Source organism: Streptomyces sp. NRRL F-6492 (assembly GCF_001280125.1).
Classification (GTDB): Bacteria; Actinomycetota; Actinomycetes; order Streptomycetales; family Streptomycetaceae; genus Streptomyces.
Genome location: NZ_LGEG01000268.1, coordinates 1 through 20907, shown reverse-complemented (window position 1 = coordinate 20907; position 20907 = coordinate 1). Strand labels below are relative to the sequence as shown.

At 73.8% G+C, this 20907-nt stretch carries 19 protein-coding genes; 14 read left to right on the top strand and 5 right to left on the bottom strand.

The genetic code is table 11. The annotated features are described in order from the left end of the window. Window positions 1-14: 14 nt before the first annotated feature. The 4 genes from ADL08_RS31890 (at window position 15) to ADL08_RS31875 (ending at window position 3503) form a co-directional block, all read left to right on the top strand. Window positions 15-590, top strand: a complete 576-nt coding sequence (locus ADL08_RS31890) for a histidine phosphatase family protein (RefSeq protein ID WP_053649221.1) — start codon at window positions 15-17, stop codon at window positions 588-590. Window positions 591-710: 120 nt separating this feature from the next. Beyond that, on the top strand, window positions 711-1871 hold the full coding sequence (locus tag ADL08_RS31885) for a methyltransferase (protein WP_078968560.1): 1161 nt from the start codon (window positions 711-713) through the stop codon (window positions 1869-1871). A 141-nt stretch (window positions 1872-2012) separates the two neighbouring features. Continuing rightward, window positions 2013-3032, top strand: coding sequence for an MDR family NADP-dependent oxidoreductase (locus ADL08_RS31880; protein WP_053649186.1), 1020 nt, complete (start codon window positions 2013-2015; stop codon window positions 3030-3032). Between the two features lie 45 nt (window positions 3033-3077). After that, window positions 3078-3503, top strand: a complete 426-nt coding sequence (locus tag ADL08_RS31875; RefSeq protein ID WP_053649184.1) for a MerR family transcriptional regulator — start codon at window positions 3078-3080, stop codon at window positions 3501-3503. 161 nt (window positions 3504-3664) lie between these two features. On the opposite strand, the gene argG is transcribed toward ADL08_RS31875, so the two are convergent. Next, a complete protein-coding gene (argG, locus tag ADL08_RS31870; protein ID WP_053649182.1) occupies window positions 3665-5110 on the bottom strand; it encodes an argininosuccinate synthase in 1446 nt (481 codons plus the stop codon). A 165-nt stretch (window positions 5111-5275) separates the two neighbouring features. On the opposite strand from argG, the gene ADL08_RS31865 reads away from it, so the two are divergent. The 6 genes from ADL08_RS31865 (at window position 5276) to ADL08_RS31840 (ending at window position 12232) form a co-directional block, all read left to right on the top strand. After that, window positions 5276-7162 (top strand): ankyrin repeat domain-containing protein, encoded by a 1887-nt coding sequence (locus tag ADL08_RS31865; protein ID WP_234352343.1) that lies wholly within the window; start codon window positions 5276-5278, stop codon window positions 7160-7162. A gap of 129 nt (window positions 7163-7291) precedes the next feature. Then, window positions 7292-8320 (top strand): N-acetyl-gamma-glutamyl-phosphate reductase, encoded by a 1029-nt coding sequence (gene argC / locus ADL08_RS31860; protein WP_053649178.1) that lies wholly within the window; start codon window positions 7292-7294, stop codon window positions 8318-8320. A gap of 88 nt (window positions 8321-8408) precedes the next feature. Beyond that, window positions 8409-9551 carry a bifunctional glutamate N-acetyltransferase/amino-acid acetyltransferase ArgJ gene (argJ, locus tag ADL08_RS31855; protein WP_053649176.1) on the top strand — a complete coding sequence of 381 codons (1143 nt, stop codon included), beginning with the start codon at window positions 8409-8411 and terminating at the stop codon, window positions 9549-9551. Further along, entirely contained in the window at window positions 9548-10459 is a 912-nt protein-coding gene (argB, locus tag ADL08_RS31850) for an acetylglutamate kinase (RefSeq protein WP_053649174.1), read from the top strand. Before argJ ends, argB begins: the two co-directional genes overlap by 4 nt. Beyond that, window positions 10459-11694 carry an acetylornithine transaminase gene (locus tag ADL08_RS31845; protein ID WP_234352342.1) on the top strand — a complete coding sequence of 412 codons (1236 nt, stop codon included), beginning with the start codon at window positions 10459-10461 and terminating at the stop codon, window positions 11692-11694. The genes argB and ADL08_RS31845 overlap by 1 nt, the downstream gene beginning before the upstream one ends. A 7-nt stretch (window positions 11695-11701) precedes the next feature. Further along, the gene (locus ADL08_RS31840) at window positions 11702-12232 is read left to right on the top strand and encodes an arginine repressor (RefSeq protein WP_053649172.1); all 531 of its coding nucleotides are present in this window, start codon (window positions 11702-11704) and stop codon (window positions 12230-12232) included. A gap of 47 nt (window positions 12233-12279) precedes the next feature. Here the strand turns inward: ADL08_RS31840 and ADL08_RS31835 are convergent, their stop codons facing one another. After that, on the bottom strand, window positions 12280-12885 hold the full coding sequence (locus tag ADL08_RS31835; RefSeq protein WP_053649170.1) for a pyridoxamine 5'-phosphate oxidase family protein: 606 nt from the start codon (window positions 12883-12885) through the stop codon (window positions 12280-12282). Between the two features lie 14 nt (window positions 12886-12899). Continuing rightward, complete coding sequence (locus tag ADL08_RS31830; RefSeq protein WP_053649168.1) at window positions 12900-14219, bottom strand: hypothetical protein; 1320 nt, start codon at window positions 14217-14219, stop codon at window positions 12900-12902. Window positions 14220-14402: 183 nt separating this feature from the next. On the opposite strand from ADL08_RS31830, the gene argH reads away from it, so the two are divergent. After that, window positions 14403-15830 (top strand): argininosuccinate lyase, encoded by a 1428-nt coding sequence (argH, locus tag ADL08_RS31825; protein ID WP_053649166.1) that lies wholly within the window; start codon window positions 14403-14405, stop codon window positions 15828-15830. A gap of 10 nt (window positions 15831-15840) precedes the next feature. Here the strand turns inward: argH and ADL08_RS31820 are convergent, their stop codons facing one another. After that, complete coding sequence (locus ADL08_RS31820; RefSeq protein ID WP_053649217.1) at window positions 15841-16350, bottom strand: HAD domain-containing protein; 510 nt, start codon at window positions 16348-16350, stop codon at window positions 15841-15843. 85 nt (window positions 16351-16435) lie between these two features. Between ADL08_RS31820 and ADL08_RS31815 the strand changes: the two genes are divergently transcribed. Further along, the gene (locus ADL08_RS31815; protein WP_053649164.1) at window positions 16436-16987 is read left to right on the top strand and encodes a TetR/AcrR family transcriptional regulator; all 552 of its coding nucleotides are present in this window, start codon (window positions 16436-16438) and stop codon (window positions 16985-16987) included. After that, entirely contained in the window at window positions 16984-18528 is a 1545-nt protein-coding gene (locus ADL08_RS31810; RefSeq protein WP_053649162.1) for an MFS transporter, read from the top strand. The genes ADL08_RS31815 and ADL08_RS31810 overlap by 4 nt, the downstream gene beginning before the upstream one ends. A gap of 73 nt (window positions 18529-18601) precedes the next feature. Here ADL08_RS31810 and ADL08_RS31805 read toward each other — a convergent pair whose 3' ends face one another. Further along, window positions 18602-19273, bottom strand: a complete 672-nt coding sequence (locus tag ADL08_RS31805; protein WP_053649160.1) for a lysophospholipid acyltransferase family protein — start codon at window positions 19271-19273, stop codon at window positions 18602-18604. A 241-nt stretch (window positions 19274-19514) separates the two neighbouring features. On the opposite strand from ADL08_RS31805, the gene ADL08_RS31800 reads away from it, so the two are divergent. Continuing rightward, on the top strand, window positions 19515-20702 hold the full coding sequence (locus tag ADL08_RS31800; protein WP_053649157.1) for a glycerophosphodiester phosphodiesterase: 1188 nt from the start codon (window positions 19515-19517) through the stop codon (window positions 20700-20702). The last annotated feature ends 205 nt before the right edge of the window (window positions 20703-20907 follow it).

Below are 20907 nucleotides of genomic sequence, written 5' to 3'. Positions count from 1 at the left end.
TCACGATCGCGGCCATGAGTCTTCGTGTGACGCTCGTCACGGCGGGACGCAGCTCCTCCCTCCTCGCCGAACGGTTCGACGACGACCGGCCGCTGGACGAGGCCGGCTGGTACGAGGTGCAGCAGGCCGCGCCCGCGCTCATCCCGCTCGGCGCGGCCGAACTGCGCTACTGCTCCCCGACTCCGCGCAGCCGCGCCACCGGCACCGCCCTCGGCTACGCGCCGCTCGTCCAGCCCGCGCTGCGCGACTGCGACATGGGCCGCTGGCGCGGCCTGACCCTCGCCGAGGTCGCCGCCCTCGACCCGGTCGCCGTCGACGCCTGGCTCACCGACGCCCGCACCGCCCCGCACGGCGGCGAACCCCTCCTCGCCTTCATCACCCGGATAGGGAACTGGCTCGACACCAGACCAGCCGAGGACGGCGCCATCGTCGCCGTCGCCGAACCCTCCGTCGTACGGGCCGCCCTCGTGTACGCCCTGAAGGCGCCGCCCGCCACGTACTGGAACGTCGAGGTCCGCCCCCTCTCCACCGTCACCCTCACCGGCCGCCCCGGCCTCTGGCACCTCCAGCTCGACGCGGCCCTGCGCTGACGGGCCCGCGCCACCGGGACGGGGGGCGGCCCGGCCCCGCGACCGGGACGGGGGGCGGCCCGGCCCCGCGACCGGGACGAGGGGCGGCCCGGCCCCGCGACCGGCTAGCCTGAACCCACGATGAACCGTTTGAGCACGTCATGGGGCGCCTTCGCGCTGACCCGCCACCCCGAGGACCCGCGCGACCCGCTGCGCGCCTGGGACGCGTCCGACGAGTACCTCCTGGGGCACCTGGCCGAGACCGGCACCGACCTCTCCGGCACCGTCGTCGTCCTCGGCGACCGCTGGGGCGCCCTCGTCACCGCGCTCCGGGCGGCAGGGCCCGGCGAACTCGTCCAGATCACCGACTCGTACCTCGGCGGACGGGCCACCCGGACCAACCTCGCCCGCGCCGGCGCCGCCCCGGACGCCGTCCGGCTGCTCACCACCCAGGACCCGCCGCCCGAGCGGATCGACGTGCTCCTCGTCCGCGTCCCCAAGAGCCTCGCGCTCCTGGAGGACCAGCTGCACCGCCTCGCCCCCGCCGTCCACGAGGGGACCGTCGTCGTCGGCACCGGCATGGTCAAGGAGATCCACACCTCCACGCTGAAGCTCTTCGAGCGGATCCTCGGACCCACCCGCACCTCCCTCGCGGTGAAGAAGGCCCGGCTGATCCACACCACGCCGGACCCCGCCGCCGCCCCGGGCCCGAACCCCTGGCCGTACCGGTACGCCCTGCCCGCCGACACCCCCGCGCCCGGCCTCCCCGGCCGGACCGTCACCAACCACGCGGGCGTCTTCTGCGCCGACCGCCTCGACATCGGCACCCGCTTCCTCCTCGCGCACCTGCCCCGCGACCTGGGCCGGGCCCGCGTCGCCGACCTCGGCTGCGGCAACGGCGTGGTGGGCCTCGCGGTCGCCCTCGCCGAACCCGACGCGGAACTGGTCCTCACCGACGAGTCGTACCAGGCCGTCGCCTCGGCCGAGGCGAACTTCCGCGCCCACGCGGGCGACGGGCGCGCGGCCGAGTTCCTCGTCGGCGACGGACTCGCGGACCTGGCCCCCGGCTCGGTGGACCTGGTCCTCAACAACCCGCCGTTCCACAGCCACCAGGCCACCACCGACCGCACCGCCCGCCGCATGTTCGCCGACGCCCGGCGCGCCCTGCGCCCCGGCGGCGAACTGTGGGTCGTCGGCAACCGGCACCTCGGCTACCACGCCACCCTCCGCCGGATCTTCGGCAACAGCGAACTGGTCGCGAGCGACCCGAAGTTCGTGGTCCTGCGCGCGGTCCGCTCCTAAGGTCTCCGGAGGGGCGACCAGGGTCTCCGGAGCGGCGAACCAGGGTCTCCGGAGGGGCGACCGGCGGGCGGGCTTGACCCTGACGCGCGGGTCAGGGTTTACGGTCCCGCCGACCCGCCCGCCCTCCTCCTGGAGCACGCCATGGCCACCCACCGCGAGATCCGGCTGCGCGCCCGACCCGCGCACGGCCTCCCGACCCCCGACCACCTCGAACTCGTCACGACCGCGCTCCCCGTGCCCGCCCCCGGCGAAGTCCTCGTCAGGAACCGCTGGTTCGCGGTCCAGGCCGCGCTGCGGACCCTCATCTCCGGCCGGATCGAGGGCGCGCCCCTCCCGTCCGTCGAGCCGGGCGACACGCTGTTCGGCGCGGCCGTCGGCGAGGTCGTGTCCGCCCCGCACGGCGGCGGCCCGCGTCCCGGGGAGCTCGTCTCCCACTGGCAGGGCTGGCGCGAGTACGCCGCCGTCCCCGTCGCCGCCTGCACGCCCCTCGGCGACGCGCTGCCCGACCCGGTCGCCCACCTCTCCCAGGGCAGGACCGCGTACGCGGCGCTCACCCGGGGCGCGCGGATGCGCGCGGGCGACACGGTCCTCGTGACCGGCGGGGCGGGCGCCGTCGGCACGATGGCCGGGCAGATCGCCCGGCTCCTCGGCGCGGGCCGGGTCGTCGGCACCACCGGCTCCCCGGCCAAGGCCGAACGGCTCGTCACCGAACTCGGCTACGACGCGGCCGTCGTACGGGACGCCGGCGTCCCCTTCGCCGCGCAGCTCGCCGAGGCCGCGCCCGACGGCCTCGACGTGATCTTCGACAACGTCGGCGGCGAACAACTGCGCGCGGCCGTCGACGCGGCCCGCCCCGGAGCCCGCGCCGTGCTCGTCGGCGCGCTCGCCGGTCAGCTCGACCCCGCCGGAACCGGCGCCACCGCGCGCGTGGAGCTCGATTCGTACGCGCTCGTCCTCAAGAGGATCTCGCTGCGCGGCTTCAGCCCGCTCGACCACCCGGACACGGACGCCGAGTGGCGGGAGCGCTTCGGGGGGTGGCTCCGCACCGGAGGGATCACCTTCCCGCACGTCGCGGTGACGGGCATGGAACGGGCCGCCGACGCGTTGCACGAGGTGTTGACGGGACGGCATCTCGGCGCGGTCGTGGTCGAGTTGCCCTGACGGAGGTGGCCGCCCGGGCCACGGCGGCGACGGAGGGCGGTCGGCATGCGGATCGGCGACGCGGCGGCAGCGGCGGGGACCACGCCCAGGGCCCTGCGCCTGTACGAGCAGCGGGGCCTCCTCCCGCCCCCCGTCCGCACCCCGGCCGGTCAGCGGGAGTACGGCCCGGACGACGTGGCACGCGTGCGCGTGGTGCGCGAACTCCTCGCCCTCGGCCTGACGATCGAGGACGTCCGCGCCTGCGTGGACCGCCTCTCCCTCCTCGACGTGGAGGCGATCCGCTCCCGGCGGGTCCCGGAGGGCGTCTGCGCGCGGACCTCCCCGGTCGTGAACCGCCGGATCGAGGCCCTCGACGAGGAGATCGCCCGGCTGACCCGGATGCGCGACGGACTGGCCTCCCGCGCGGCCGCGCCGCGCGGCGGCCGGAACCCGGAGGAGACGACGGCCCCGCCCGGCGGCGTGACGGCCTGACCCGCCGTACCGCCCGCACCGGGTCCAGGAGGCTCGCGAGAAGACCGTCCGTACCGCCTCCGGGCCCTCTCAGGGCCGCTCGGCGAAAGGGCCGGCCCGGCACCGAGGGTGCCGGACCGGCCCTTTCGCCGCTGACGAGCCGTCGCCCGACGGCCCGCGCGTCAGTCCGTGCCGAACTCCATCGCGGCCCGGTCGAGCAGCTCGTCGTCGTCCGAGGACTCGCCGCGCGAGGCGATGGCCTCGGCCCCGCCCTCCGGCATGCTGCCGATCAGCCCGGTCGCGGCGGCCTGGGCGGCGCCGATGGCGGGGTTGGCCGTGCCGATCAGACCGAGGCCCGCGTACTGCTCCAGCTTGGCGCGGGAGTCGGCGATGTCGAGGTTCCGCATGGTGAGCTGGCCGATCCGGTCCGACGGCCCGAAGGCCGAGTCCTCGGTGCGCTCCATGGACAGCTTGTCCGGGTGGTAGCTGAACGCCGGGCCCGTGGTGTCGAGGATCGAGTAGTCCTCGCCGCGCCGCAGCCGCAGCGTCACCTCGCCGGTGACGGCCGTGCCGACCCAGCGCTGGAGGGACTCGCGGACCATCAGCGCCTGCGGGTCGAGCCACCGGCCCTCGTACATGAGCCGGCCGAGACGCCGTCCCTCGTTGTGGTACTGGGCGAGGGTGTCCTCGTTGTGGATCGCGTTGACCAGGCGCTCGTACGCGGCGTGCAGCAGGGCCATGCCGGGGGCCTCGTAGATGCCCCGGCTCTTGGCCTCGATGATCCGGTTCTCGATCTGGTCCGACATGCCCATGCCGTGGCGGCCGCCGATGGCGTTGGCCTCCATGACGAGGTCGACGGCGGAGGAGAACTCCTTGCCGTTGACGGTGACCGGACGGCCCTGGTCGAAGCCGATGGTGACGTCCTCGGCGGCGATCTCGACCGACGGGTCCCAGAACCGGACGCCCATGATCGGCTCGACGGTCTCGACGCCGGTGTCCAGGTGCTCCAGGGTCTTGGCCTCATGGGTGGCGCCCCAGATGTTGGCGTCGGTGGAGTACGCCTTCTCCGTGCTGTCGCGGTAGGGGAGGTCGTGGGCGAGGAGCCACTCCGACATCTCCTTGCGGCCGCCGAGCTCGGTCACGAAGTCGGTGTCCAGCCACGGCTTGTAGATCCGCAGGTGGGGGTTGGCGAGCAGCCCGTAGCGGTAGAACCGCTCGATGTCGTTGCCCTTGAAGGTCGAGCCGTCGCCCCAGATCTGGACGTCGTCCTCCAGCATCGCCCGGACCAGGAGGGTGCCGGTGACGGCGCGGCCCAGGGGCGTGGTGTTGAAGTAGGCACGGCCGCCCGAGCGGATGTGGAACGCGCCGCAGGTGAGCGCGGCGAGGCCCTCCTCGACCAGCGCCGCCCGGCAGTCGACCAGGCGCGCGATCTCGGCACCGTAGGTCTTCGCGCGACCGGGCACCGAGGCGATGTCGGGCTCGTCGTACTGGCCGATGTCGGCGGTGTAGGTGCAGGGGATGGCGCCCTTGTCGCGCATCCATGCGACCGCGACGGAGGTGTCGAGGCCGCCGGAGAAGGCGATGCCGACGCGCTCGCCGGCGGGCAGGGAGGTGAGGACCTTGGACATAGGAAGAGTATGCATCATCTCGCATGGTCATGCAAAGAGGGTCGGGGAATTCCGGGCGAGGGGACCGGGGCCCGCACCGCCCGCGCCCGGCCGGTGGCTCCGCGGGAGAGTGAACCCGTGACGGAAGGGGCGAGGGCGGACGCGACGGAAGGGCCGACCACGGACGTGACGAAAGACGCGACGGAAGACGCGACGGAAGACGCGGACGCCGTCGCGGTCCTGTGCGCGGCCGACCGTGCGCCGACCCCCGCCCACCCGGAGTTCCCGTACGGCTTCGACCGCGCGGGGGCCCTCGCCCGCGTCCGCGCGCTGGTCGAACGGCCGCGGGCCGCCTTCGACTGCCCCTGCCCGGCCGGCACCGGCATCCAGGACGCGGGCTTCCACGCGGACGTCGCCGTCCCGGCCGGGGCGGCGGAGGCCGGGGAGCGGATCACGCTCCGGCTGAGCGACTTCGCAGACCTCGCCGTCGTCGCCGAGGAGGCGGCGCGCTCCCTCGGTTGCGTACTGGTCTCGGAACCGGCCCTGCGGCGCCCCCTGCGACGGCGTGACGCGCATGACCGAGTGGGTCGGCCCCGGTGGTGGAGTCGCCTGGCGGACCGGATTCTTCGACCACCTGTAGGGGTGCGGCTGTCTGTAGTACGACTGTGGCGGGCGGGGTCGACGATGCATTCCACTGCGAGACGGATGCGAGACGGATGCGAGACGGGGGCACGGCGGAACATGGACGACACGAGGCTCGTGAGGGCGGTCCGGCGCGGGGACGCGGAAGCCGTGACCGCGTCGCTGGAGGCCGGGGCGGACCCGGACACGGTCGCGGACGACGGTCTGCCGGTGCTGTGCCTGGCGGTCGCCGCCTACGACGCCGCCGTCGCGGAGGCGCTCCTCGGGGGCGGTGCGGATCCGGACCGGAGACTGCCGGACGGAACGACCCCGCTGGTGCGGGCGGTCGACGGCGGTTCTCCGGCGGTCGTGAGCGCCGTGCTGGGCCGGGAGCCCCGGCTGCGCCTCCCGGAGGCCGAGAGGGGGCGGCTGCTCGCCCTGGCCCGGCGCTGGTACGAGCGGGGCGCGGAGGGCGGACTCCGCGACAGGGCGGGCGGGTCCGGACCCGCCCGCCGGTCGTCGGTGAGGGACGACGCGTACGCCTCCGTGTCGGAGCTGACGCTCGGCGGCCTGACGGTCCGCGAAGGGCACGGCGCGATCCTCACCGACCTGGAACGGGCCTTCCGCATTCTGACGCCCGTGGACGAACTGGTGGCCAGGGCCGTGGCCCGGCGCGACCCCGAGCACGTCGACCGGTCCTCCGCCCTGTGGACCCTCGACAAGCGCCGCAGCAGGGAGACGTGGTCGGCCGTCACGGCGCACCGCCACGCCCCGGACCCGGAGCGCCGGCTGTTCGTCCTGGACGTCCTCTGCCTCCATCTCCTCCTCACCTCGAACCGGCGGAACTCCTACGAGCGGGAGACGGCGGAACTGCTCGTCGCCTGGGCGACCGACGGCGATGACGACCCCCGCGTCCTCGCCGAGGTGCTCCGCGTCCTGAGCGAGGCGGAGCACGGGGAGCTGGAGGCCGTGGGGCTGCGGCATGCCGGTCATCCGGATCCGCGTGTCCGCGGCGAGGTCCCCGTTCTCCTGTTCGACGGACGGGCCCCTTCCCCTCTCCTCGGCGCGGCGACCCGCGCCGCCCTGCTCGCGCTCGCCGGGGACGAGGACCACGACGTGCGCGCCGGAGCCGTCCGGCCGGTGGTCGCGGCCCACGAAGCCGGTCCCGGCTTCACGGATGCCGTCGTCGGCCTGCTGCGGGACCCGGAGGCCAAGGTGCGGGCCTGTGCGGCGGACGCCGTCGCGAGCGGCGCGGACCGCACCGGGGTGATCGCCGATGCCCTCGCCGCACTGCTGGACGAGGACGACTTCGTGACGCGGCTCGACGTCGCCTACGGCCTCCTCCGGCGCGACGACCCGCGCGCCGACGAGGCGATCGAACGCCTCGGCCCGCTCTCCCGGCCCGGCTACGAGCACGACCACCGCCTCTCCGTGATCTGGGATCGGAAGTAGGGGGCGTTCCGCTGCCAAGTGACGCCCCCGGCGGCGGGAGCCGTGCGGAGCGACCGGGCGGCTCCTCACGACTCGTTGCATAAAACTGCGGTCTTGCGTATAGTCATGCCATCCCTGAGGAGGCTTTCGATGACGGTACGAGCAGCGGTGGCGGGTGCGAGCGGATACGCGGGCGGAGAGCTCCTGCGTCTGCTCCTGGCGCACCCCCACGTCGAGATCGGCGCCCTGACCGGCCACTCCAACGCCGGTCAGCGCCTCGGGGCCCTCCAGCCCCAGCTGCTCCCGCTCGCCGACCGCGTCCTCGTGCCCACCGCCGCCGAGGAGCTCGCCGGGCACGACGTCGTCTTCCTCGCGCTGCCGCACGGCCAGTCCGCCGCCGTCGCCGAGCGGCTCGGACCGGACGTCCTCGTCGTCGACATGGGCGCCGACTTCCGGCTGGACGACCCGGCCGACTGGGAGACGTACTACGGCTCCCCGCACGCCGGGACCTGGCCCTACGGCCTCCCCGAACTGCCGGGTGCCCGCGCCGCCCTGGAGGGGTCCAAGCGCGTCGCGGTGCCCGGCTGCTACCCCACCGCCGTCTCGCTCGCGCTCTTCCCGGCGTACGCGGACGGCCTCGCCGAGCCCGAGGCCGTGATCGTCGCCGCCTCCGGCACCTCCGGCGCCGGCAAGGCGGCCAAGCCGCACCTGCTGGGCAGCGAGGTCATGGGCAGCATGTCCCCGTACGGGGTCGGCGGCGGCCACCGCCACACCCCCGAGATGATCCAGAACCTCAGCGGCCCGGCGGGGGAGCGGGTCACCGTCTCCTTCACGCCCACCCTGGCCCCGATGCCCCGCGGCATCCTCGCCACCTGCACGGCCGCCGCGAAGCCGGGCGTCACCGCCGAGGCCGTGCGGACCGCGTACGAGAAGGCCTTCGCGGACGAGCCGTTCGTCCACCTGCTCCCCGAGGGGCAGTGGCCGGCGACCGCGTCCGTCTACGGCTCCAACGCCGTCCAGGTGCAGGTCGCGTACGACCCCGGCGCGCGCCGGATCATCGCGATCAGCGCCATCGACAACCTCACCAAGGGCACCGCCGGCGGCGCGGTGCAGAGCATGAACATCGCCCTCGGGCTCCCCGAGAGCACCGGACTTTCCACGATCGGAGTCGCTCCGTGAGCGACGCACGCACGGCCGCCGGCCGGCAGACGACGACGAAGCCCGCACCCCTGCGCCGTGCGGGCGGAGAAGCGAACGGAGAAGCACAGTGAGCGTCACCGCAGCGAAGGGATTCACGGCGGCGGGCATCGCCGCCGGGATCAAGCAGAACGGCAACCCGGACCTGGCCCTCGTGGTCAACACCGGGCCCCGCCGCGCCGCCGCGGGAGTGTTCACCTCCAACCGCGTCAAGGCCGCCCCCGTCGTCTGGTCCCAGCGGGTCCTCGCCGACGGCGAGCTGACCGCCGTCGTCCTCAACTCCGGCGGCGCCAACGCCTGCACGGGCCCGCAGGGCTTCCAGGACACCCACGCCACCGCCGAGAAGGTCGCGGAGGTCCTCTCCGCGAAGGGGGAGGAGGTCGGCGCCGGCGAGGTCGCCGTCGCCTCCACCGGACTCATCGGCATCCTGCTCCCCATGGACAGGCTGCTCCCCGGCGTCGAGAAGGCCGCGGCCGAACTCTCCGAGCACGGCGGCGAGAAGGCCGCCATCGCCATCAAGACCACCGACACCGTCCACGGCTGGACGGTCGGCGGCATGGCCAAGGGCGCCGGCATGCTCGCCCCCGGCCTCGCCACCATGCTCGTCGTCCTCACCACCGACGCCGACGTGGACGCCAAGGGCCTCGACGACGCCCTGAGGGGCGCCACCCGCGTCACCTTCGACCGGGTCGACTCCGACGGCTGCATGTCCACCAACGACACCGTCCTGCTCCTGGCCTCCGGCGCCTCCGGGGCCACCCCCGCCCAGGACGAGTTCACCGGAGCCGTACGGGCCGTCTGCGACGACCTCGCCCGCCAGCTCATCGGCGACGCCGAGGGCGCCAGCAAGGACATCCGCATCGAGGTGGTCAACGCCGCGACCGAGGACGACGCCGTCGAGGTGGGCCGGTCCATCGCCCGCAACAACCTCCTCAAGTGCGCCATCCACGGCGAGGACCCCAACTGGGGCCGGGTGCTCTCCGCCATCGGCACGACCGCGGCGGCCTTCGAGCCCGACGAGCTCAACGTCGCCATCAACGGCGTCTGGGTCTGCCGGAACGGCTCGGTCGGCGAGGACCGCGACCTCGTGGACATGCGCTACCGGGAGGTCACCGTCACCGCCGACCTCGCCGCCGGCTCCGAGTCCGCCGTCATCTGGGCCAACGACCTGACCGCGGACTACGTCCACGAGAACAGCGCGTACTCGTCGTGACCGGCGCCACGCGGAAGCACACCGCGCTCCCCAAGGCCGAGATCCTCATCGAGGCGCTGCCCTGGCTCACCCGCCACCACGGCAAGACCGTCGTCATCAAGTTCGGCGGCAACGCCATGGTGGACGAGGACCTCAAGGCCGCCTTCGCGCAGGACGTCGTCTTCCTGCGCCACGCCGGCCTCAGGCCGGTCGTGGTGCACGGCGGCGGCCCCCAGATCAACGCCGCCCTCGACCGGCACGGCCTGGTCAGCGAGTTCAAGGCCGGCCTCCGGGTCACCACCCCCGAGGCGATGGACGTCGTACGGATGGTGCTCGCCGGGCAGGTCCAGCGCGAGCTGGTCGGACTGCTCAACCAGCACGGGCCGTTCGCCGTCGGCATGACCGGCGAGGACGCCCGCACCATCACCGCCGTCCAGCACCGCCCGGTCATCGGGGGCGAGCAGGTCGACATCGGCCGGGTCGGCGAGATCACCGCCATCGAGACCGGCGCCATCGAAGCACTCCTGGAGGACGGCCGGATCCCGGTCGTCTCCTCCATCGCACGCTCCCGGGACGACGGACATGTCTACAACGTCAATGCTGATACGGCGGCTGCGGCACTCGCTGCGGCGCTGGGTGCCGAGACCCTGATGGTCCTGACCGACGTCGAGGGCCTCTACGAGGACTGGCCGAACAGCGACGAGGTCATCAGCAGGCTCACCGCGAGCCAGCTGGAGAAGCTGCTGCCCGAGCTCTCCAGCGGCATGGTCCCCAAGATGGAGGGCTGCCTGCACGCCGTGCGGAACGGGGTCACCACGGCCCGCGTGATCGACGGCCGGGTCCAGCACTCGATCCTGCTGGAGATCTTCACCGACGAGGGCATCGGGACGATGGTCGTACCGGACGGCCAGGACGGACAGGGGGACTGATGGGCGGCAACGGCATGGAGACCGGCGACGGCGTCGAGACCGGCAACGCGGAGCTGACCCGGCGGTGGCAGGGCTCGCTCATGAACAACTACGGCACGCCCCGGCTGCCCCTCGTCCGCGGCGAGGGCGCCAGGGTCTGGGACGCCGACGGCAAGGAGTACCTGGACTTCGTCGGCGGCATCGCCGTCAACGCACTCGGCCACGCCCACCCGGCGGTCGTCGAGGCCGTCTCCCGGCAGGTCGGGACCCTCGGCCACGTCTCCAACCTCTTCGTGGCCGAACCGCCCGTCGCCCTCGCCGAGCGGCTCCTCGGCCTCTTCGGCCGGCCCGGCAGGGTCTTCTTCTGCAACTCGGGCGCCGAGGCCGTCGAGGGCGCCTTCAAGATCGGCCGGCTCACCGGCCGTTCCCACCTGGTCGCCACGCGGGGCGGCTTCCACGGCCGGACCATGGGCTCCCTGGCCCTCACCGGCCAGCCCGCCAAGCAGACCCCCTTCCTGCCGCTGCCCGGCGACGTCACCCACGTCCCGTACGGCGACGCCGAGGCGCTGCGGGCCGCGGTCACCGAGGACACCGCCCTGGTGGTCATCGAACCGATCCAGGGCGAGAACGGCGTCGTCGTCCCGCCGCCCGGCTATCTGAAGGCGGCCCGGGAGATCACCCGCGCCACCGGCACCCTGCTCGTCCTCGACGAGGTCCAGACCGGCATCGGCCGGTGCGGCCACTGGTTCGAGTACCAGGCCCACGAGGGCGTCGACCCGGATGTCGTCACCCTCGCCAAGGGCCTCGGCGGCGGCCTCCCGATCGGCGCGACCGTCGCCTTCGGCCCGGCCGCCGACCTCTTCGGCCCCGGCCACCACGGCACCACCTTCGGCGGCAACCCGGTCGCCTGCGCCGCCGGACTCGCCGTCCTGGACACCCTCGCCGCCGACGCGGCCCTCGACCACGTGAAGGCGGTGGGGGAGCGGCTGCGGCAGGGAATCGAGGGTCTGGGCCACCCGCTGGTCTCCCACGTCCGTGGTGCGGGCCTCCTGCTGGGTATCGTGCTCACGGAGCCCCTCGCGCCCCAGGTGCAGCAGGCGGCTCAGGACGCCGGCCTCCTGGTGAACGCGCCCGCCCCCGATGTCGTACGGATCATGCCTTCGCTGCTCCTCACCGACGCCGAGGCGGACGCCTTCGTCGGTGCGCTGCCCGGGGTCCTCGACGTGGTGAACGGGCAAGGACGAAGCGGAGAATGAGACGACGATGACCGACGCGCAGGAGAACGAGCACGGAGGGCCGTCCGTTCCGCAGACCCGCACCGCACGCCACCGCAGGATCGTCGACATCCTCAACCGGCAGCCGGTGCGCTCGCAGAGCCAGCTGGCCAAGCTCCTCGCGGACGACGGCCTGAGCGTCACCCAGGCGACGCTCTCCCGCGACCTCGACGAGCTGGGCGCGGTGAAGATCCGCAACACCGGCGGGGAGCTGATCTACGCGGTCCCCAGCGAGGGCGGCTTCCGCACCCCGCAGGCCCCGCTCGGCGAGTCCGCCAAGGAGGAGCGCATGCGGCGCCTCTCCGGCGAACTGCTGATCTCCGCCGAGGCCTCCGCGAACCTGGTGGTCCTGCGGACCCCGCCGGGCGCCGCCCAGTTCCTCGCGTCGGCCATCGACCAGGCCGAACTGCACGCCATCCTCGGCACGATCGCGGGCGACGACACCCTCCTGCTGATCAGCCGCGACCCGGTGGGCGGCCAGGCCCTGGCGGACCACCTCCTGAAACTGGCCCAGGAGTAGGCCCGCGGTGCGGACCCGTACGGCCGATCAGCTCGGACCCGTACGGGTCACCCGGCCGCGGCGGGCAGCGGCGGCAGCGGCAGCGGCAGCGCGGGCAGCCCGTCCAGGCTGCTCGCGATGTGCTCCTTGCCCTCGCAGTACGCGTTGAACTCCTCGTCCGTCTTCCGGTTGAAGTACTCCGCGTGCAGGGTCCGTTCGTCCCGGTACTCCATCAGCGGGACGGCGAACCCGCAGGCGTCCCTGATCAGCCGCGCCCGCACCACGACGATCGCCCGGGCGCTGCCCTGCCCCTCCACGGCCTCGGCCGGGAACCGGGCGAACAGCTCGCCCCAGCGCGGGTCGTCCCGGAACACCGCCTCCCCGGTCCCGTGCACCCGCACCACGGTCGGCGGCCCCGAGAACGCGGTCCACATCAGGGTGATCCGCCCGTTGCCCGGCTCCCGCAGGTGCGCGATCGTCTCGGCGCCGCTGCCGCCGAAGTCCACGTAGGCGAGGGTCAGTTCGTCGAGCACCACGAGGGTGCCGTGCCGTCCCTTGGGGGAGAGGTTGACGTGGCCGTCGCCGGTCAGGGGAGCGGTCGCGGTGAAGAACACCGGCTGCTCCTCGATGAAGGTGCGCAGCCGTCCGTCGATGCGTTCGTATGTCTTTCCCATGGCCGACATTCTGCTCACCGCACCTGCCCGGAGCGAACGTTTGGCAAGTCCCTTGCGGAAGAAGGCGCTTCTCCCCGCGCCCGGGCCCGCAGCTTCGGATCCGGGTCGTCGACGAGCACCCGGACCGCCTCCCGCCACGGTGCGCCCCCGGTCTCGGCGAGCAGGCGCAGCGCGCCCCCGCGGACGTGCGGGGCGGGGGCGGTGGTCGCGCGCCGGAGGAGCCCGTCGGCCGGAAGCCGGTCGGCCCACGGCAGCAGCGCCGTCACGGCCTCGCGCACGACCCGCGCCGAACCGTCGTCGAGCAGGGGTACGAGGGGCTCCACCCGTACGGCGTCGAGCCGGCGCAGTCCCGCCACGGCGGCCGCCCGCACGCGGGGCCGCTCGTGGCCCGTGAGCTCCCACAGGACCGGGGCGTCCACGGCCCGGTCGCCGCACTCGCCGAGACCGGACGGCGCGTCGTCGGGCACCCCGGCTCCGGCGGCGCAGGCCGCCCGGTAGAGGGGCAGCGGGTCCGTGCCCGCCTGTCGCAGCACCCAGCGGGCACAGGCGCGCGCCAGCGCGGAGCGGTCGTACAGGAACGGCTCGGCCTCGGGCGCCCGTCCCGTCCGGCGCAGCCCCGTGACCCCGGCGGCCCGCACCCGCCCCTGCCGGGAGCGCAGGAGCGGGGCGAGGACGGCCCCCCGGTCCCCGTCCCCGTCCCCGGCGGCGGCGAGCGCGGCGTTCGCGCAGAGGTCCTGGACGACCGCGTCGGGGTCGGCGGCGGCTGTCTCCGCGAGCCGTACGGGGGAGAGGAGGGCGCGCTCCACGGCGATCCGGTGGGCGAGCCGCCGGACCCTCCGGTCGCCGTTCCCGAGCAGCGCGGTCACCCGGCTCCCGGAGCCCTCCCGCAGGGCTCCGGCCAGCAGCTCCCGCGCGGCGTCCCCGCGCAGCCGCCCGGCGGTCAGCAGGGCGACCGCCAGGAGGCCGCCGAACGCCCCGGGGGACAGCCCCGGCAGCTCCGCGCGCAGCACGGAGCGCGCCCGTTCCCTCACGGGCCCGGCCCAGTCGGCGCACCGGACGACGACCAGGGGGAGGAGTTCGGGGAAGCCGCCCGCGAAGGAGAGGGCGGCCTCCCGCGTCCGCCCGTCGGGACCGCACAGGGCGACGGCCGTCGCGACGGCGGTGGGCCGCCCGCCCGGGGTGCCGGGCAACCAGGTGGGGACCGGCGGGACGCGGGAGTCCCACCGCAGCGCGGCCCGGACGTCCTCGTCGAAGTCGGTCCACGCGCGCGCGTCGGTCCCGGCCAGGGCGTGGGCGAGCCGGTCGGCGAGGTCGTCGAAAGCACTGGTGGGCATGGGCGGAGCCTAGATCCGCGGGGCCGGGGACGCCGCCGGATATCGGGGCGGCGGCCTGGCCCGCCCGCGTTGACAAACCATACGGAGGATTGCATAGTTATGCCATCGTCTTCTCCGCTCCCGTGCCGCGAGGCCCCGGGGCGGGAAGGCGGCGGTACCCCACCCTCCCGAGGAGCAGCAGCTGTGAGCAGCAACAACGGTGACGTACGGCTCTGGGGCGGACGGTTCGCCGACGGTCCCGCCGAGGCCCTGGCGAAGCTGTCCGCGTCGGTCCACTTCGACTGGCGCCTCGCCCCGTACGACATCGCCGGCTCCCGCGCCCACGCGCGCGTGCTGCACACCGCCGGCCTGCTCACCCAGGACGAGCTGACCCGCATGCTGGCCGGGCTCGACCGGCTGGAGGCGGACGTCGCCGACGGCTCCTTCGTCGGCACGATCGCCGACGAGGACGTCCACACCGCCCTGGAGCGGGGCCTCCTGGAGCGCCTCGGCCCGGACCTCGGCGGCAAGCTGCGCGCCGGCCGGTCCCGGAACGACCAGGTCGCCACCCTCTTCCGGATGTACCTGCGCGACCACGCCCGGATCATCGGCGGTCTGCTCGCCGACCTCCAGGACGCCCTCGTCGGCCTCGCCGAGGCGCACGCGGACGTCGCCATGCCCGGCCGCACCCACCTCCAGCACGCCCAGCCGGTGCTCTTCGCCCACCACGTCCTGGCCCACGTCCAGTCCCTCTCCCGGGACGCCGAGCGGCTGCGCCAGTGGGACACCCGGACGGCGGTCTCCCCGTACGGCTCCGGCGCCCTGGCCGGCTCCTCCCTCGGCCTCGACCCGGAGGCGGTCGCGAAGGACCTCGGCTTCGAGCGGGGCAGTGCGGGCAACTCGATCGACGGCACGGCCTCCCGCGACTTCGTCGCCGAGTTCGCCTTCATCACCGCGATGATCGGCGTGAACCTCTCCCGGATCGCGGAGGAGGTCATCATCTGGAACACGAAGGAGTTCTCCTTCGTGACCCTCCACGACGCCTTCTCCACCGGCTCGTCGATCATGCCGCAGAAGAAGAACCCCGACATCGCGGAGCTCGCCCGGGGCAAGTCCGGCCGCCTCATCGGCAACCTCTCCGGCCTGATGGCCACCCTCAAGGCGCTCCCGCTCGCCTACAACCGGGACCTCCAGGAGGACAAGGAGCCGGTCTTCGACTCCTGCGACCAGCTGGAACTCCTGCTGCCCGCCTTCACCGGCATGATGGCCACGCTCACCGTCCACCGGGAGCGCATGGAGGCCCTCGCCCCGGCCGGCTTCTCGCTGGCCACGGACATCGCCGAGTGGCTGGTCAGGCAGGGCGTGCCGTTCCGGGTGGCGCACGAGGTGGCCGGCGAGTGCGTGAAGGTCGCCGAGTCCGAGGGCAAGGAGCTGGACGAGCTGACGGACGAGCAGTTCGCCAAGATCTCCGAGCACCTCACCCCCGAGGTCCGCACGGTCCTCGACGTCCCCGGCGCCCTCGCCTCCCGCGACGGCCGGGGCGGCACCGCCCCCTCCGCCGTCGCCGTCCAGCTCGTCGAGGTCAAGGCGGACCTGGTGATCCAGCACGCCTGGGCCACCGCCAAGCACTGACCCCCAAGCGCTACAGCGCCGCCGCCCACTCCGCGAGCGCGTCGAAGTCCGGCCGGATCAGCCCGATCCGCTCGTCGACGCGCAGGAGCAGGGCGGCGGCGAGGTGGTTCCGCTCCACGTACTCGTGGTCGTACGGCGTGATGTCGTCGTCGATCCAGGCGAACGGCCGCCCCGCCGCGTACTCCAGGACGTACTGCGTCTTCCAGAAGGTCCCGCGAGGGGCCCTTCCGTGCATCTGGGGCCAGTCGATGTACGGCAGCTCGGGCAGTCCCAGCGGAGGCCCTATCCACTCGTTGGCCTCACCCTTCCACGTCGTCGCCCACACCAGCTCGTACGCCTCCGCGAGCGCCAGCAGCTCGCCCCCGTGGCCCGGATTGAGCCACACCCGCAGCGGCTTCGCCCCCGTCCAGCCCGTGGGGCTCATCCGATGGGTCTCGTACCCCTCCGGGCGCCGCTCGGGCTTCGCCCCGTACGGGTTCAGCGGCCCGTCCACGTCGATGAGCAGTAGTGGCTTCGTCATGTTCACAGCATTCCGTTCTCGCCTCCGGCGAGGCGTCGATTTATCGAATGAGACATCTGTGTCTCATTGTGTGTATGCTCGTCTCATGTCAGTCGATCGCATCCAGGTGCTCCGCGCCGCCGCCGCCCTGCTCACCCGCAAGGCGACCGCCACCATGGACGAGGTCGCCCGGGCCGCCGGAATCGGCCGCGCCACGCTGCACCGGCACTTCGCCGGGCGCGACGCCCTGGTGCGGGCGCTCGAAGAGCTCGGGCTCCAGGAGCTGGAGGCGGCCCTCGACGGGGCCGGGATCGACGAGGGACCCGAGGACGAGGCCGTACGCCGGCTCGTCGCCGCGGTCGAACCCGTCGCCCCCCTGCTCTCGTTCCTCGTCACCGAGAACCAGCTCTTCGAGGGCGACCAGCAGAACGAGGGCTGGGAACGCATCGACGCCCGGGTGTCCGCGCTCTTCCGGCGCGGACAGGAGAACGGCGTCTTCCGGATCGACCTGACCCCCGCCTGGCTCACCGAGGCCTTCTACGGGCTCGTCGGTTCCGGCGCCTGGGCCGTGCAGGACGGCCGGGTCGCCGCCAAGGACTTCCAGTACATGATCGTCGAGCTGCTGCTCGGCGGAGCGCGCAGGAGCGTGGAGAAGTGACCACCAGCACCTTCGGGACCACCGGCCGTACCGAGGACGTGCGCCGCCCCGGCCGGTGGCTCGCCCTCTCCGTCCTCGTCCTGGCCGTCCTGCTCGTGGCGGTCGACGCCACGGTGCTCGGCCTCGCCACCCCCTTCCTCTCCGAGGACCTCGAACCCACCGGCACCCAGCTGCTCTGGATCGGCGACGTCTACTCCTTCGTCATCGCCGGACTCCTGGTCTCCATGGGCAGCCTCGGCGACCGCATCGGCCGCAAGAAGCTGCTGCTGATCGGCGCCACCGCCTTCGGCGCCGTCTCCGTGCTCAACGCCTACGCGACCAGCCCCGAGACGATGATCGTGGCCCGCGCGCTCCTCGGCGTCGCCGGCGCGACCCTGATGCCGTCCACCCTGGCGCTCATCCGCAACCTCTTCCACGACCCGCGCGAGCGCAGCCTCGCCATCGGCATCTGGGGTGCCATGGCCTCGGCCGGCGCGGCCGTCGGACCGGTCGTCGGCGGCTTCCTCCTGGAGCACTTCTGGTGGGGCTCGGTCTTCCTCATCAACCTGCCCGTCATGGCCGTCCTCGTCCTCGTCGGCGTCAAGCTGATCCCCGAGTCGAAGAACCCGGACCCCGGCCCCTGGGACCTGCCCAGCGTCGCGCTCTCCCTCGTCGGCATGATCGGCGTCGTCTACGCGATCAAGGAACTGGCCTCGCACGGCCCCTCCCTCGACGCGGGCCTCGCCGCCCTCGCCGGCGCCGGCGCGCTCACCTGGTTCGTCCGCAGGCAGCTGACCCTGCCCGCGCCCCTCCTCGACATGCGCCTCTTCCGCCACCGCGGCTTCTCCGGCGCCGTCCTCGCGGACCTGCTGACCATCCTCGGCCTCTCCGGCCTGGTGTTCTTCCTGTCCCAGTTCTTCCAGCTGGTCCAGGGCCGCCAGCCCCTGGAGGCCGGACTCGCCGAGCTGCCGGCCGCGGTCGGCGCGGTCACCGCCGGCCTGGTCGCGGGCATCGTGGCCCGCCGCTTCTCCGTACGGTCCGTGGTGGCCGGCGGTCTCGCGGCGGTCGGCCTCTCCCTCGCCGTCCTGACCGGTCTCGACCAGCACACCGGCTACCCGCTGCTCGGCGCCGCCCTGCTCGTCGTCGGCGTCGGCGCGGGCTTCGCCTTCACCGTCACCGCCGACGTGATCCTCTCCAGCGTCCCCAAGGAGCAGGCCGGCTCCGCGTCCGCCGTCTCCGAGACCGCGTACGAACTGGGCGCCGCGCTCGGCATCGCCGTCCTCGGCTCCATCGTCACCGGGGTCTACCGGGGCTTCCCCACCCCGTCCGGCGTCCCCTCGGACGTCACGGCGGCCGCCCACGAGTCCCTCGGCGGCGCCGTCGAAGCCTCCGGCACCCTCGCCCCGGACACGGCGACGGCCCTCGTGTCGGCCGCCCAGGAGGCCTTCGTCGACGGCCTGCGGATCGCGGCCGGCGTCGGCGCGGCGGTCCTCCTCGCGACGGCGGTCGCGGCCTGGTTCCTGCTCAGGGGCCAGAAGCTGGAGGACGGCGTCGAGCACTGACGCGCCCCCACATACGAAGGTGCCCCCGTACGGCCGGACCGTACGGGGGCACCCTCACGCGCGTGCGGAAGGCCTACGCGGCCTTCGCCTTGGTGGCGTACATGTCCACGTACTCCTGCCCGGAGAGCCGCATCACCTCGGCCATCACCGAGTCCGTCACCGCCCGCAGGACGTAGCGGTCGCGGTCCATCCCCTCGTACCGCGAGAACTCCATCGCCTCGCCGAAGCGGACCGTCACCCGGCCCGGACGCGGGAAGCCCGCCCCGCCCGGCTGGATCTTGTCGGTGCCGATCATCGCGAACGGCACCACCGGCGCGCCCGTCATCAGGGTCAGCCGCGCGATGCCCGTACGGCCCCGGTAGAGCCGGCCGTCGGGGGAGCGGGTGCCCTCCGGGTAGATCGAGAAGACCTTGCCCTCCTCCAGGATCCGGCGGCCCGTCATCAGCGCCGCCACACCGCCCCGGCCGCCGTCCCGGTCCACCGGGATCATGCCGACGCTGGTGAAGAACCAGGCCATCGCCCGGCCCTTGAGCCCCTTGCCCGTCACGTACTCGTCCTTGCCGATGAAGTAGACCGGACGGTCCAGGCAGATCGGCATGATCATCGAGTCGATGAAGGTCAGGTGGTTGCCCGCGAGGATCACGGGACCCGTCCCCGGAATGTTCTCGGCGCCCTCCACGCGGGGGCGGAACATCAGGCGCATGACCGGCCCGAGCACTGCCTTGATGATCGCGAGACGGGACAACGGTTCCTCCGGTGGGAAGCGGGTCGGGCGAAGGCGGCCGCACCGACGGTGCAGGTGGCGACGATACTCGCGGGTCACCACCGCGCGCACATCGGGTTCACCGGGTGGATACGCAGTGTTGACATGTGTTTCCGCCGAGTTCGGCGCAGGTCCGCCGCCCGTAGGGGCCGCGTGCCTAGCGTCGGGATCACCGCCGACAGGTGCGGGACATCACACCCCGGTCCACTCAGGAGGATCCCTTATGACCCAGGCCGAACGCCGGACCCCGGCACGGAGAACGGTTCTCGGCGTGGCGGGCGCCACCGTCCTCGGTGCCTCCCCGGCCCTCACCGCCGGCCCCGCGCAGGCCGCTGCCCAGGCCGCACCGGCCGTCGCGGCGAGCGGCGCGCACGGCCGCGGCCGCGGCTACCGCTCCCTGCCCGTCCCCACCGTCATCGGCCACCGCGGCGCGAGCGGCTACCGCCCCGAACACACCCTCGGCTCCTACCGGCTGGCCCTCGACCTCGGCGCCCACGTGATCGAGCAGGACCTCGTCCCCACCCGGGACGGACACCTGGTCTGCCGCCACGAGAACGACATCACCGGCACCACCGACGTCGCCGACCACCCCGAGTTCGCCTCCCGGAGGACCACCAGGACCGTCGACGGCACCGCGATCACCGGCTGGTTCACCGAGGACTTCACGCTCGCCGAGCTCAAGACCCTGCGCGCCAAGGAGCGCATCCCCGGCAACCGGCAGGAGAACACCCTCTACGACGGGCGCTGGACGGTCCCCACCTTCGAGGAGGTGCTGCGCTGGGCCGACGAGGAGGGCCGCCGCCGGGGCCGCGAGGTCTGGCTGTACGTCGAGACCAAGCACCCCAGCTACTTCCGCTCCCTCGGCCTCGGCCTGGAGGAGCGGCTCGCCCGGCTGCTGCGCCGGTACGGACGCCACCGCGCGAACTCCCCGGTCATCCTCCAGTCCTTCGAGCCGAGCAGCATCCGGCGCCTGGCGAAGCTGGTCGACGCCCCCGGCGTGGTCCTGCTCTCCGGCGCGGGCACCCGCCCCTGGGACTTCACCGAGGCCGGGGACCCGCGCACGGTCGCGGACCTGGTCACCCCCGAGGGCCTGCGGTGGATCTCCTCGTACGCGAAGGGCATCGGGCCCACGCTCGACCTGGTGATCCCCCGGGGCGCGGACGGCCGGCTCGGCACCCCGACCACCCTGGTCCGCGACGCCCACGCGGCCGGGCTCGTCCTCCACCCGTACACGCACCGCAACGAGAACGCCTTCCTGCCCGCCGAGTTCCGCAGGGGCACCGACCCGAACGCCTACGGCGACTCCTTCGGGGCCCTGAAGAAGTACCTGGAGACGGGCATCGACGGCATCTTCTCCGACAACCCGGACACCGCCCTGCTCGCCGCCGCGGACCTCACCGCCCACCGCTGACGCTCCCGCGGGCCCGGACTCCCGGGCCCGCGCGAACCTCCCCGCCATCGGCCCGTACGACCCCCTCCCGGGTGGTTTACGCCCCGTACCGCAACCACGGGCGCGTGCCCCGGCATCGTGCGGGGCATGACCACCCCCGCACCCGCCCCCGGCACCCCCACCCCCGCCCCCGGCACCCCCGCACCCACCCCCGGCACCCCCGCAC